Here is a 13,959-nt window from a genome sequence, read left to right on the forward strand (position 1 = left end):
CATGTCGCGAAAGGCGAACTGTTGGGACAATGCGCCGATGGAAAGCTTCTTTGCGGTGTTAAAGACGGAGTGTTTCTATAACGCAGGTGAATTGACGGTAGATGAATTGATGAAGCAGATAGATGACTATATGGATTACTACAACCGGGAGCGTTGCAGTTTGAAATTGAAAAAGCTGAGTCCTGTCGCATACAGAACCCAGCTTGCACAGAGTGCCTGAATAGGCTTTTATGAGTGTCCAAGATTTGGGGGCCAGTTCAGTTTTCAGACGACCTTTTTACTTCCTTAACACTTTACCTGACGCGCTTTACCTGACGCGTTTTACCTGCCCGACTGTGCCCACACGTTTTGCAGGTAGGCGTAGGTCAGCTCGGCGGTGCCGGACACCAGCGCGATGTCGCCGCCCAAGTCTTCGGCTTTGCCCACGCCGATGGGCAAGGCGCCGGAGGCTTTGATGGCGGCGACGCCGGCGGCGGCGTCTTCGATGCCGATGCAGCGGCGGATGTCTGCGCCCACGCCCTCGGCGGCGGCGAGGAAGATGTCGGGGGCGGGTTTGGAATGCGCGACGGCGGCAGGGTCGGCGACGGCATCGAAGAAGTGGGTCAGCCCCATGCGTTCCAGCAGGAACGGGCCGTTTTTACTGGCGGACGCGAGGGCGATTTTTTTGCCGTTCGCCCTCAATGCTTCCAGCAGCGGCAAAATGCCGGGGTACACGTCTTCGGGTTTGACCGCCTGAATCATCTCGACGTAGTTGTCGTTTTTGCGGCGGGTCAGTTCGGCGAACTCGGCTTCGCTGACGGTTTTGCCGCCGTGCGCGAGGATGCGTTTGAGCGAATCGTCGCGCGACACGCCTTTGAGCTGCTCGTTAAACTTGCGGTCGATGCTGATGCCCAGCCCTTCGGCGAGCTTTTTCCATGCGCGGTAGTGGTATTCGGCGGTGTCGGTGATGACGCCGTCGAGGTCAAAGAGTACTGCGGTAAAAGTCATTTTTCGCCCTCCTTATTTTTCCAACGCAACGGTATGGCTGCCGTTAAGCGTGATGTCTTTGCCGTACACCTGCAAATCGAGCGGCTCGCCTTTGAGCAGGGTGAAGACGACGTTTTCTTTGCCGACGGCGACTTTAATCAGACGGCCTCGGTAGTTGATGTGGAAGGCGTAGCCTGTCCACGCACTCGGTAGGAACGGTGCGAAGCTGAGTTTGCCGCCCCAAGTTTTCATTTGGGCGAAACCTTGGACGATGGCGAGCCACGAGCCGGTCATGGAGGTGATGTGCAGGCCGTCTTCGGTGTCGTTGTTGTAGTTGTCCAAGTCCAGGCGGGCGGTGCGCTGGTACATTTCCACGGCTTTTTCTTCTTTGCCCAGTTCGGCGGCAAGGATGGCGTGGATACACGGCGACAGCGAGCTTTCATGCACGGTCATCGGTTCGTAGAAGTCGAAGTTGCGGCGTTTTTCGTCGATATTGAAACGGTCGCCGAAGAAATAGATGCCTTGCAATACGTCCGCCTGTTTGATGAAGGGCGAACGCAGGATTTTGTCCCACGACCATTTCTGGTTGAGCGGCAAATCGTCGGGCGAAAGCGCGGACACAGGGCGGATGTCTTTGTCGAGGAAGCCGTCGTGCTGCACAAATACGCCGAGTTCTTCGTCATACGGACGGTACATATTCGCGCTGATGTCCGCCCATTTTTCCAGCTCGGCGGCGCCCACGTTCAAATCCGGACGCGGGTATTTCGCCAAGGCTTCGCGGGTGTAGTCCAATACCCATGCGGCGAGGGTGTTGGTGTACCAGTTGTTGTTGATGTTGTTTTCGTATTCGTTCGGGCCGGTTACGCCGTGAATCATGTATTTGCCGTTGCGTTTGGAGAAGTGGACGCGGTCCGCCCAGAAGCGGGACACTTCGACCAAGACTTCCAAGCCTTCTTTGGCAAGATAGCTTTCGTCGCCGGTGTAGTTGGTGTAGTTGTAGATGGCGTAAGGAATCGCGCCGTTGCGGTGGATTTCTTCGAAGGTGATTTCCCATTCGTTGTGGCACTCGATGCCCGTAAACGTCACCATCGGATAGAGTGCGCCCGCCAAGCCCTGTTCGCGCGCGTTGTGTTGCGCCTGCGGCAGTTGGTTGCGGCGGTATTGCAGCAGGTTGCGGGTAACTTCCGGTTCAGCCAGTGCGAGGTAGAGCGGCACGGCGTAGGCTTCGGTGTCCCAATAGGTCGCGCCGCCGTATTTTTCGCCGGTAAAGCCTTTCGGGCCGATGTTCAGGCGCGTGTCTTCGCCGTAGTAGGTGGAGAACAGTTGGAACAGGTTGAAGCGGATGCCCTGCTGCGCTTCGTCGCTGCCTTCGATAACCACGTCGGCGATTTCCCAACGGTGCAGCCAGCCTGCTTTGTGCGCGTCCAGCAAGGTTTCAAACGCAACGCCTGCGATTTTTTCCGACAAGGCGCGGCCTGCGGCTTTCACCGCTTCCAAGCCTTGATAATCGCGGCTGGTGGTGACGATCACGCGTTTTTCAAAGGTTTCGGGCGTGCCGCCGACTTCGGCCTCGAAAGAATTGGAGACCTGCCAGTCGGTTTGGCTGCCGCCGAGGGCTTTGAAGCTGCCGGCGAAGGTTTGCTCGGCGTTGACGATGAATTGTTCCACGCCGAAGGGATTGGCGACGGTTTGGGTGGCAATGTAGGAGCGGTCGTCTGAAACGCCTTTGTCCAATACCTGCCAGAATTTTTCTTCGTAGTTGGAGTCTTCGTTTTTCACGTCGGCGTCGATAATGGAATCGATGCGGACTTGGTGGGTTTTGCCGTCAACGGATACGGCTTCCCAGCGGATGACCGCCAGCTCTTTTTGCGCGACGGACAGGAATTTGCACACATCGAAACGCACGCCGAATACGGTGAACGAGCGGCGCAACACGCCGTGCTGCATATCGAGTTCGACGGAGAAGCCGGCAACGTCGTTTTTCGCCAAGTCCACTTCCTGCCCGTCGACAAAGATTCTGACTTTACTGAAATTGAGCGCGTTGATGGCTTTGCCGAAATATTTGGGGTAGCCGTTTTTCCACCAGCCGACGCGGGTTTTGTCGGGGAACCACACGCCGGCGATGTAGGTGCCCAAGTGGCTGTCGGCAGAGTAGGTTTCCTCAAAGCTGCCGCGCATACCCATATAGCCGTTGCCCAAGCTGGTCAGGCTCTCTTGCAGCCGTTTGTGTTCTTTTTCCAGTTTTGCCGAACGCAGCGTCCAAGGGCTGATTTCCATGATTCTTGTGTACATCGTAAAGCTCCTGTTTTGATGGTTTTATGGCAAACCGTTTTGAAATACGGTTCGTCTTATTTAAATCAAATAAAGCGTCGGCAGAAGTTTCAGACGACCCTCCTGCCGATAAATGAAGAAAATTATGCGTCGCCGTGTGTTTCTTTAATCAGGAACACGGAAAACGCGCCCAGCAGCAGGACAACGCCCCCTACCAAGAACATTTTGGCCTGCAAACCGCCCAGCAACGGGAACAATTTGAAGCTCCACAACGAAGCGACGATTTGGGGCATACAGATGGAGCCGTTGAACAAGCCCAAATAAGTACCCATATGCTTGCCCGACAAGGCGTTGGTCACAATCGTCAGCGGATAAGTGATGATGCCCGCCCAAGCGATGCCGATTAAGATGTAAGACAACACCAGCGCGTATTGGTTGCTGAAGTAGCAAACGGAGAAAAAGCCAAGCGCGCCCAAAGCCAGGCAGCTGAAATAACCTGCCTTATGGTATTGGTTGGGGATTTTCGCCAATACAAACGAACAAATCACCGCTGCAACCGACTGCACCGCCGCCAATACACCGTACCAGTTGCCCGCTTCCTGATAGCCTACGGAAGACGCATCGGTCGTGTGCCAAACGTTTTCCGCAATCGCGCCAGCGGAATAAGTCCACATATATTGGAAGGCGAACCAGCAGAAAAACTGCACCAAAGTAACCGTCCAAAACGCCTTAGGCGCGGTTTTCAAGAGTTCGAACCAGTTGGCTTTTTCCTGATTCGCTGCCACATCGATGCCGTGGTAGCGCGCGTAGGTTTCCGGGTCGTATTCCTTCACTTTGAAAATCGTGAACGCGCTGGTAATCACCAGCAACGCCGCACCCACATAAAACGCCACGACCACGGTCTGCGGCACGACGCCTTTCTCGGCAGTATTCGCCAAACCGATATACGCGAACGCAAACGGCAAGACCGCCGCCACAACCGCGCCCGTATTCGCCAAGAAGCTCTGAATCCCGTAGGCGTAGCTTTTCTGCTCTTCGTTGACCATGTCGCCGACCATCATTTTAAACGGCTGCATCGCCATATTCGACGACACGTCCAACAGCGCAATCATCAGTGCGCCGAACGACAAAGCCGCCAGCGACGCATAGCCGAAACCGAAGCTGCCCGAGTTCGGCATCAGAATCATCACGATGACCGCAATCAGCGTGCCGTAAAGCAGATACGGCAGGCGGCGGCCGCCCAAGCGCGGCTTCCATGTGCGGTCGGAGTAATAACCGACAATCGGCTGCACCAGCATCCCCGCCAAAGGCGGCAGGATAAAGAACCAGCCGAGGCTGTGCGGGTCGGCGCCGAGCGTCTGGAAGATGCGGCTCATCTGCGAGCTTTGCAGGGTAAAGGCCGTCTGAACGCCGAGAAAACCGAAACTGAGCATCCAAATCGTGCTTTTCGGCAGCGAGGGCAAGCCCTGCCGCGTGGGTTGCGTATTGTCCGACATGAGGTAGTCCTTTCGTTTTTTTGTAATAAAACCGGTTTCGGTAAACATCATTGAGCAATGGATACCGATAAAAGGGGCGTGTTGTGACAGCGCATGATGTTGAGTCGCGCGGGTCAAGGGTCGTCTGAAAACGAAGACAGAAGACGGTTTCAGACGACCTGATGTCCACATCACACTAAGCTATTTTTTAATCAACAGTTCGGGCAATTCAGCCCCATCGGTGCAATTTCGGTAACGCAGGCAGCGGTCAAACCATAATCATCGTTATGATGAAGTCGGTTTGGGAGAGGACATCGGGCTGCGAAGCGGCAAGAAATTGTTTAAGGAATTCAATTAAAGAGGAGGCGTCCTCACTTGGATAACAGTCGGATAAAACCATTTTCCGCGTTTGTCACGGATAGAAAGCGTAACGTTCAAACATTTGTTTTCAGACGGTTTTGAGTAACGTGTCATCAGTAAAAACGCGCAGGGGATATTGTCGGAAGAGTAGGGTGGGCGCGATTTGCTGAGGGATGGTATTGTTGTTGTGAAGCATCTGGTATAGATAAGCGGGGTCATTATGTTTTAAAACATACATGCTGGCAAGTGGCTATCAGTACCATAGTTGACTATCCGCAAAGTTTGAGTGGAGAAGCAAAGAAACGGCTTGCAAGCTGTTTACTGATTCGTCCTATTTACCGTAGGGTATATCGGGAAGGCGGCAGAGAGTTTGGGGATAAGGTATACAGGTCGTCTGAAAACGGTTCATCCCGTTTTCAGACGACCTTTTTTGACAATGTGATACACTGTCATTCTGACGACATAAATTATCGATGCAAAGCCAAACGCTTCAGGAATACAAATTGAACATCCTCATTACTTCTCCCCGTGCGCCCGTTGCGCTGGAATGGGCGCGGTTCGCCAAACGCGGCGGACATCAGGTTGTGTTTTGCGACAGCCTGCATTTTCCGGTCGGCATTTTTGCCGGATTGGGCGAGTACCGCCGCATTCCCGCGCCGCGTTTGGATTTCGCCGGCTATGCGCGTGCTATGACGGAATTGGTGGCGCAGGCGGATTGTGTGATTCCGACCTGTGAAGATATTTTTTATTTGGCGAAGCTGGATTTGCCGGAATCGGAGCGCGCCAAATGTTGGATGCCGGATCATGAAACGCTGTTCACCCTGCATGACAAATTCCGTTTTTTCGAGCGGATGCCGCAGGATACGGCGGTGCGTTTTCCGGCTACGCGCCGAATTACATCGGTCGGCGAGGTCGGATACGACAGCGTGAAGAAAACGGTATTGAAGCCTGTTTATTCGCGTTTCGGGCGTTCCGTAATACGCGGCGTGACGGAGGGTCGTCTGAAAAACATCCATATCAGTGCGGATTATCCTTGGGTGCAGCAGGATTTCATTACGGGGCAGGGGGTGTGCAATTATGTGATTTGCGAACACGGCAGCGTGTTGGCGCATGCCGCCTACCGCCCGTGCTATCTGCTCAACGATTCGGCATCGACCTATTTTGAGCCGCTTTCCGATCCGCGTTTGGACGAATTTGTGACGAAATTTGCTGAGCAAAACGCCTATCACGGACAGGCGGCTTTTGATTTTATTGATGACGGAAAAGATTTGTGGGTGTTGGAATGCAATCCCCGCGCGACCAGCGGTCTGCATCTTTTACGTGAAGATTTGATATTTGATGGGGCAGGGGATTTGCAGCAACGGGAACACAACACGCCGTCCAAACCTTTACGGGTCGGCGCGACCTTGCCGCTGCTTTTCGGTTATCGGGCTTGGAAAGAGGGAAAATGGACGGCGCTTTGGCAGGACTTCCGCCGAGCCGATGATGTGATTGCCGATTTGCCTTTCTATGCGCAATGGCTGGCATTGGGCGAGATGATGTGGCGCAGTATCCGGCATCATAAGCCTTTAACCAGCGCCAGCACTTTCGATATTGAGTTTGACGGCGATGAAAACTGATCTGTCCCACGAATTTGCGGCATTGTTCCGAGACATCCCGCTGCAACGCCTGTTTGCCAATATGAATGCCCGCGCCGAGGTTTTGAATATCGACGGTTTGGATATTCCCTGCACCGTCATCGACCGGATCACGCCTAATTGCTATACCGCATCGCCGCATTCGGCAATCGTGGATTATGCGAGGGACGAGTTGGTCAAACTGCCCGGCGGGCAGCGTATGTTTGCGGCCGGTTTGTTGTCGGCGTTAAGCGGCATTTTGCGGCTGAATCAGATTGACCGTATGGTAACGCTGAACAATTATTGCCTCTCTACCAATAGCTTCTCTGAGGCTTTTCAGACGACCCCAATGTCGAAGCTGACCCAAGCCGCCGTCGCAAAATGGCCGAAACATGCTTTGTCCGTCCGTTCGCTGAATCCGCGCCAGCATAGGGATTTGATTGAACGGCTGGAACAGTTCGGTTGGAAAATGGTGGTGACGCGGCAGGTTTACATTATGGACGATTGGCAGGCAGTCAGGGCAAAAACCAATACCAAACGCGACCGCAAGATATTTAATGACGGACGTTATGTTTTTGAGCGCTTGAGTGCCGACAGCCCTGATGCGGATTTTGAAGCGGCAGTGCATTGGTACAACCGCCTGTATTTGAACAAATATTCCAAGCAAAACGTACAATTTACCGTTGAATTTATGCGCGAAGCCGTATCGCGCGATATCTTGAATTTATTTCTACTGCGTGACGGCAAAACCGGTGAAAGCGCCGGAGTATCAGGCGTGGTCATCGACAGCGGCGCCGCTACTTCGCCCATCGTCGGCTACGATGATGCCAAGCCGCAAAGTGATGCCTTATACCGCCGCTGCATGACGCGTTCCATGCAAACCTGTATCGAAGCGGATGTCCCTTTAAATTTCAGTTCCGGTGCGCCCGATTTCAAAAGGGTACGCGGCGCAGTACCTGAAATCGAATATATGGCGGTCTATACGTCCCATCTCCGACCTGCGCGCCGGCTTATTTGGAAGCTGTTACACGCATTGAGCCAGGGGTATTACAAAAAAATCCTGATTAAATACAAACTGTAAACATATAGTGGATTAACTAAATCAGGACAAGGCGACGAAGCCGCAGACAGTACAGATAGTACGGAACCGATTCACTTGGTGCTTCAGCACCTTAGAGAATCGTTCTCTTTGAGCTAAGGCGAGGTAACGCCGTACTGGTTTAAAGTTAATCCACTATAAATATTGAACTTAAAAAACGGAGTACATCATGAAAAAAACGTTTTTACTCATCTGCCTTGCCGCTATTGCGGCCGCATCCGCCGAAACGATATCGTTGGAAGTATCGGGCAATCCGGCATTCCGTCAATATTCCGCCAATGCAAAGGTAGAGCCTGCGTTCAAATCCATACAAAACGAATGCGGTGATTTTGCCGTTGCACCTGTTTCGCTTTCCCCGAAAAAGGACACCAAATATTTCGTCGCAGTCTGCACAATGGGCGGCAGCGCATCGACAGAATTCCAAATCCTCTCCAGCGGACGCGGCAAATCAAAGGTCTTGTTGGAAGACGGAGGTTATGGAATCAATATCTTGCCGAAACAACATAACGGCTTGCGCGATATCGCCGTTACAGAAGGCAATGCAGGATATTGCACCGAAACGCGTTACCGCTTTAATGGAAAAGCTTACCGCCCCTATAAACGTAAGAGCTGCCTAGGTTAATCCATGCTGTAAGTTTCAAAAGAGGTGTATCAACATAAAAAGTTGATTTGCCATCACAATCAAATAAAACGACACAAACCATGAACATAGAAAAAATGAAACGCGCTTGGTATCCGTTGATACCGAGCAAGCAGCTGAAAGACAAACCCGTTCATCGCGAATTGTTGGGACAGCAGCTGGTATTGGTACGGCTGAACGGACAGGCAGCCTGTATGGATGACTGTTGTCCGCATCGGCATGTGCCGCTGAGTGCGGGCAAAATCGTTTCGGGCAAACTCCAATGTTGTTATCACGGCTGGGAGTTTGACGCGCAAGGCAAAGTTTTGACTGTTGTCGGCGGGATGTGTGCTTGTGAAGAAGCTGAGAGTGTTCCTACGTTTCCATGCCGAGAGTACGACGATTGGGTGTGGGTTTGTCTGGTTTCCGATATTCCTTTTGAACCGTATGCCGATTTTGAAGCGCCGGAAGGTTTTGAAACCGCCAACGCCGTCCGATATATGGAAGGCGATTTTATCCACGCCATCGAAAACTTCCTCGATCCGACCCATACGCGCTATATCCATGCCAAACTGCTGCGCAACAACGGCAAACAAAGCATGCAGATCAGCCAGAGCCACCATGAACGCGGTTTCGTGACGCATTATCGTCTCAATCAACAGCAAAACGGATTGATTAACAAGCTGTTCGACAAGGGCATTACCGTTAACGATGCGGCATTCACTTTCCCGGGTTTGGTGCGTATCGATTACTTCACGCCGAACAGTCATGAATATCGGATTTCCGCCTTTTTTATCCCTCAAAACAAGGGCAGTATGGGCTTAAATGTCCGAGTCCATTTCCCTAAAAGCCGCTTTCCTTTGCCCATCAAATTCCATCTGTTCCGCCCGTTTCTTGAACGTCTGATGGTTCAGGATTCCGCCATTATCAAAAGCCAATACCATCATCACAAAGAACATTATGCGAATAGGCCTTATTGCAGCACCACCAATGATTTGGTGATTGATCATTTGTTGCATCTCTTCTTGGAAAACATGCCGGAGGGCATAGACAAAACGGGAGAAATGAGTTTATAGAGAAAGCGAAACCGGAGGAGGAGGGTGGTAGCCTGAGGGTCGTCTGAAAACAGTGTAAAACGGGTTTCAGACGACCCCTTCTATAAAAACTGTCAACAATCTTCATTAATATATTCCAAATGCCCGAATATTTATTTTATAAAAATCAATACTCAATCTTTTCGGTATTCGGATAATGTTAAAAGATGAAAGATTTTGTCTTGATTGAACAGGCGGTTTGCGTTATCGTTTGCATTCTTTCATTCATAAACTCTGTGTTTCATTCCAATTGATTGGACAGTCTGACTGTCGCCGTGTTCCTTCAATGCGCGTACCCTAAACCGCTGCTTGGAGGGCTTGCATTACAGGTGCTGTGGTGAGGCGGGTTGCCCCTATTGGTTTGAAGCCGTATAAAAGAGGTCATTATGCAATTATCAGGTGCACAAATCATAGTGCAAAGTCTCAAAGCCGAAGGTGTAGAGTATGTTTTCGGCTATCCGGGCGGCGCAGTCATCGAAATCTACGACGCTATTTTCCAACTCAATAAATTCAAGCACATCCTGACCCGCCACGAGCAGGCGGCGGTACACGCGGCAGATGCGTATGCGCGCGTCAGCGGCAAAGTCGGCGTCGCGCTGGTTACTTCCGGTCCGGGCGTGACCAATGCGCTGACAGGCATTGCTACCGCATACAGCGATTCGATTCCGATGGTGGTCATCAGCGGACAGGTCGGCAATTCGCTCATCGGTACGGATGCGTTTCAAGAGGTGGATACGGTCGGCATTACCCGTCCTTGCGTCAAACACAATTTCTTGGTAACCAACGTCAACGAGCTTGCCGAGACCATTAAAAAGGCATTCCAAATCGCCGCCAGCGGCCGACCCGGCCCGGTCGTAGTCGATATTCCCAAAGATGTAACGCAGGCGATGGCGAAATTCAGCTATCCGCAGGAAGACATCTTTATCCGCTCTTACCAACCTGTCGTGCAAGGCCATATCGGGCAGATTAAAAAAGCCATCCAAATGTTGGCTTCCGCCAAACGTCCGATCGTTTATTTCGGCGGCGGCGTGGTATTGGGCAATGCTTCGGAAGAGCTGACGAAATTTGTCCGCATGACGGGCGCACCATGTACCGGCACACTGATGGGGCTGGGCGCGTACCCTTCAAGCGACCGCCAATTCTTAGGCATGCTGGGGATGCACGGCACTTACGAAGCCAACCTTGCCATGCAAAATGCGGATGTCGTGTTGGCAGTGGGCGCGCGTTTTGACGACCGTGTCGTATCCGTTCCGTCCAAATTCTTTGAAAAAGCCAAAAAAGTCATTCATATTGATGTTGACCCGTCCAGCATCGCCAAACGCGTCAAAGTCGATATTCCGATTGTCGGCGACGTGAAAAACGTGTTGACTGAAATGATCGGCTTGTGGGGCAAACAAGATACGACTCCTGCGTCCGATTCTTTAGACAAATGGTGGAAAAGCATCGAAGAATGGCGTTCGCGCAACTGTCTGTGGTTTGACAACGACAGCGAAATCATCAAGCCGCAATACGTCGTGCAGAAACTTGCCGAAATCACCAACAACTCCGCCATCATCACTTCGGACGTAGGACAACACCAAATGTTCGCGGCGCAATATTATCCGTTCGAACGCCCGCGCCAATGGCTCAATTCCGGCGGCTTGGGTACGATGGGTGTAGGTTTGCCGTATGCGATGGGCGCGAAACTTGCCGCCCCCGATCAAGACGTGTTCTGCATTACCGGCGAAGGTTCGATTCAGATGAACATCCAAGAATTGTCCACCTGCTTCCAATACCGCATTCCGGTAAACGTCGTTACCCTCAACAACGGCTACCTCGGCATGGTCCGCCAATGGCAGGAGCTGTATTACGGCAACCGCGAATCGGAAACCTATTTCGATTCTCTGCCCGATTTCGTCAAACTGGCGGAAGCATACGGACATATCGGCATCCGCGTGGACAAAAAATCCGATGTTGAAGGCGCGCTTTTGGAAGCGGTCAAACAAAAAGACCGTCTGGTATTTATCGACTTCTTGACCGATAAGAAACAAAACGTGCTGCCCATGGTCGGCAACGGCAAAGGTTTGGACGAAATGGTCCTGCCGCCGCATATGCGCGAAAACCCGAAAGCGTAAGGAGAACGACAATGCGACATATCTTATCTGTTCTGATGGAAAACGAATCAGGCGCGATGAGCCGCGTGGTCGGTCTTTTCTCCGCTCGCGACTACAACATCGACTCCTTGGCAGTAGCCCCGACCGAAGACAAAACCCTTTCACGCATGACCATCGTTACCCACGGCGACGAGCAAGTCATCGAACAAATCACCAAGCAACTCAATAAATTGATTGAGGTTGTCAAAGTGGTCGATTTGAACGAAAGCCGTTTTGTCGAACGCGAATTGATGTTGGTAAAAGTCCGCGCCGTCGGCAAAGACCGCGACGAATTTTTACGCCTGACCGAAATCTACCGTGGCAGCATCATCGACGTAACCGACCGCAGCTACACCATCGAAATCACAGGCTCGACTGACAAACTTGACTCCTTCCTCGAAACCGTCGGACGCGCCCAGATTTTGGAAACCGTACGCACAGGCGCAGCCGGTATCGGCCGCGGCGAGCGTATTTTGAAAATTTAACACCGTCAGGTTTTCAGACGACCCGATAGGTCGTCTGAAAACAGAAACGGCAGGAGAGATTGATGTCAAACATAAAAATCGTCGCACTGGTTACCGTCAAACCCGAATACATGGAAACGCTGAAACCCTTGTTCCAAAGCCTAGTCAAAGCCAGCCGAGCGGAAGAAGGCAACATCAGCTACGATTTGCATCAGGAAATCGGCAAACCCGAACGTTTCGTCTTCATCGAAAACTGGAAATCCCAAGCCGCCATCGACGCGCACAACGCCAGCGAACATTTCCAAGGTTTCGTTAAAGCCATCGACGGCAAAACCGACGCGCTCGAAATCGTTTTGATGGAAGAACTCTCCGTTTAACCCTTTACCCTCAATCCAACCGTCCGGCATCCTCAACATAAAGCCGGAATCCATTTTACCCAAAGGAAATCAAATGCAAGTTTATTACGATAAAGACGCCGACCTGTCCCTGATCAAAGGCAAAACCGTCGCCATCATCGGCTACGGCTCACAAGGCCACGCCCACGCAGCCAACCTGAAAGATTCAGGCGTAAACGTAGTAGTCGGCCTGCGCCAAGGCGGCTCTTGGAAAAAAGCAGAAGCAGCCGGCTTCGAAGTATTGTCCGTAGCCGATGCCACCAAAAAAGCAGACGTAGTAATGATTCTGCTGCCCGACGAAAACCAACCCGTCGTCTATAAAAACGAAATCGAGCCTAACCTGAAACAAGGCGCGGTACTCGCTTTCGCACACGGCTTCAACGTCCACTACAACCAAATCGTACCGCGTGCCGACTTGGACGTGATTATGGTCGCCCCCAAAGGCCCCGGCCACACCGTACGCAGTGAATTCCTGAAAGGCGGCGGCGTACCTTCACTGATCGCCGTTTACCAAGATAAAAGCGGTAAAGCCCGCGACATCGCCCTGTCTTACGCAGCAGCCAACGGCGGCACCAAAGGCGGCGTGATTGAAACCAACTTCCGCGAAGAAACCGAAACCGACCTCTTCGGTGAACAAGCCGTATTGTGCGGCGGCGTGGTCGAACTGATCAAAACCGGCTTCGAAACTCTGACCGAAGCAGGCTACGCGCCCGAAATGGCATACTTCGAATGCCTGCACGAAATGAAGCTCATCGTTGACCTGATTTACGAAGGCGGCATCGCCAACATGAACTACTCCATTTCCAACAACGCGGAGTACGGCGAATACGTTACCGGCGTGGAAGTCATTAACGACAAATCCCGCGAAGCCATGCGCAACGCCCTCAAACGCATCCAAACCGGCGAATACGCCAAAATGTTCATCCAAGAAGGTGCCGTCAACTACGCCAGCATGACCGCCCGCCGCCGCCTGACTGCCGACCACCAAATCGAGAAAGTCGGCGCACAACTGCGCTCCATGATGCCTTGGATTGCCAAAAACAAACTAGTCGATTTGGACAAAAACTAATCCGACTCGGTTCAGCCATAAGCAAACCTGCCCGACGATTCGGGCAGGTTTTTTGTCATACACAGTGTAAAAAGGTCGTCTGAGAACCCAAATGTATTTCAGACGACCCTTTGCTTGAGTTGGAAGTTATAGTGGCTCAGTTCAAAAGAACATAGCAACGAAGCTTTATCTGTGGTTTGTATAGTGGCTTAACTTTAAACCGGTACGGCGTTGCCTCGCCTTAGCTCAAAGAGAACGATTCTCTAAGGTGCTGAAGCACCAAGTGAATCGGTTCCGTACTATCTGTACTGTCTGCGGCTTCGTCGCCTTGTCCTGATTTAAATTTAATCCACTATAGTGTTCTTTTTTATTCATGAATTCCAGGTCCGAAATCGGCTGTGACAAATTCTTGAACAATCA

General features: G+C 52.0%; 12 protein-coding genes. 9 read left to right on the forward strand and 3 right to left on the reverse strand.

The features are described from left to right. Nucleotides 1-220: IS3 family transposase (locus HMPREF1051_RS06585; RefSeq protein ID WP_036492283.1), on the forward strand; the 220-nt coding region annotated here is incomplete at its 5' end. Nucleotides 221-321: 101 nt separating this feature from the next. Here HMPREF1051_RS06585 and pgmB read toward each other — a convergent pair. The 3 genes from pgmB to HMPREF1051_RS06600 all read right to left on the reverse strand — a co-directional run bounded on the left by pgmB (nt 322) and on the right by HMPREF1051_RS06600 (nt 4,733). Next, on the reverse strand, nt 322-987 hold the full coding sequence (pgmB, locus tag HMPREF1051_RS06590) for a beta-phosphoglucomutase (RefSeq protein WP_003766121.1): 666 nt from the start codon (nt 985-987) through the stop codon (nt 322-324). A 12-nt stretch (nt 988-999) separates the two neighbouring features. Beyond that, entirely contained in the window at nt 1,000-3,258 is a 2,259-nt protein-coding gene (locus tag HMPREF1051_RS06595; protein ID WP_003766123.1) for a glycoside hydrolase family 65 protein, read from the reverse strand. Nucleotides 3,259-3,380: 122 nt separating this feature from the next. Then, nucleotides 3,381-4,733 (reverse strand): SLC45 family MFS transporter, encoded by a 1,353-nt coding sequence (locus HMPREF1051_RS06600; RefSeq protein ID WP_036492287.1) that lies wholly within the window; start codon nt 4,731-4,733, stop codon nt 3,381-3,383. Between the two features lie 842 nt (nt 4,734-5,575). Between HMPREF1051_RS06600 and HMPREF1051_RS06605 the strand changes: the two genes are divergently transcribed. The 8 genes from HMPREF1051_RS06605 (at nt 5,576) to ilvC (ending at nt 13,560) form a co-directional block, all read left to right on the forward strand. Then, complete coding sequence (locus tag HMPREF1051_RS06605; RefSeq protein ID WP_231286289.1) at nt 5,576-6,691, forward strand: carbamoyl-phosphate synthase large subunit; 1,116 nt, start codon at nt 5,576-5,578, stop codon at nt 6,689-6,691. Then, entirely contained in the window at nt 6,681-7,769 is a 1,089-nt protein-coding gene (locus HMPREF1051_RS06610; RefSeq protein WP_036492290.1) for a GNAT family N-acetyltransferase, read from the forward strand. Before HMPREF1051_RS06605 ends, HMPREF1051_RS06610 begins: the two co-directional genes overlap by 11 nt. 187 nt (nt 7,770-7,956) lie before the next feature. Next, complete coding sequence (locus tag HMPREF1051_RS06615; protein ID WP_003766127.1) at nt 7,957-8,409, forward strand: hypothetical protein; 453 nt, start codon at nt 7,957-7,959, stop codon at nt 8,407-8,409. Nucleotides 8,410-8,489: 80 nt separating this feature from the next. Continuing rightward, nucleotides 8,490-9,482 (forward strand): Rieske 2Fe-2S domain-containing protein, encoded by a 993-nt coding sequence (locus HMPREF1051_RS06620; RefSeq protein WP_036492294.1) that lies wholly within the window; start codon nt 8,490-8,492, stop codon nt 9,480-9,482. 404 nt (nt 9,483-9,886) lie between these two features. Then, the gene (gene ilvB, locus HMPREF1051_RS06625) at nt 9,887-11,614 is read left to right on the forward strand and encodes a biosynthetic-type acetolactate synthase large subunit (protein ID WP_003766131.1); all 1,728 of its coding nucleotides are present in this window, start codon (nt 9,887-9,889) and stop codon (nt 11,612-11,614) included. An 11-nt stretch (nt 11,615-11,625) separates the two neighbouring features. Then, nucleotides 11,626-12,117, forward strand: coding sequence for an acetolactate synthase small subunit (gene ilvN / locus HMPREF1051_RS06630; protein ID WP_003766119.1), 492 nt, complete (start codon nt 11,626-11,628; stop codon nt 12,115-12,117). 62 nt (nt 12,118-12,179) lie between these two features. Beyond that, a complete protein-coding gene (locus HMPREF1051_RS06635; RefSeq protein WP_003766112.1) occupies nt 12,180-12,473 on the forward strand; it encodes a putative quinol monooxygenase in 294 nt (97 codons plus the stop codon). A 73-nt stretch (nt 12,474-12,546) separates the two neighbouring features. Further along, nucleotides 12,547-13,560 (forward strand): ketol-acid reductoisomerase, encoded by a 1,014-nt coding sequence (ilvC, locus tag HMPREF1051_RS06640; protein ID WP_003755457.1) that lies wholly within the window; start codon nt 12,547-12,549, stop codon nt 13,558-13,560. Nucleotides 13,561-13,959: the final 399 nt, after the last annotated feature.

This window comes from Neisseria sicca VK64, from assembly GCF_000260655.1.
In the GTDB taxonomy this organism is placed as follows: Bacteria; Pseudomonadota; Gammaproteobacteria; order Burkholderiales; family Neisseriaceae; genus Neisseria; species Neisseria sicca_B.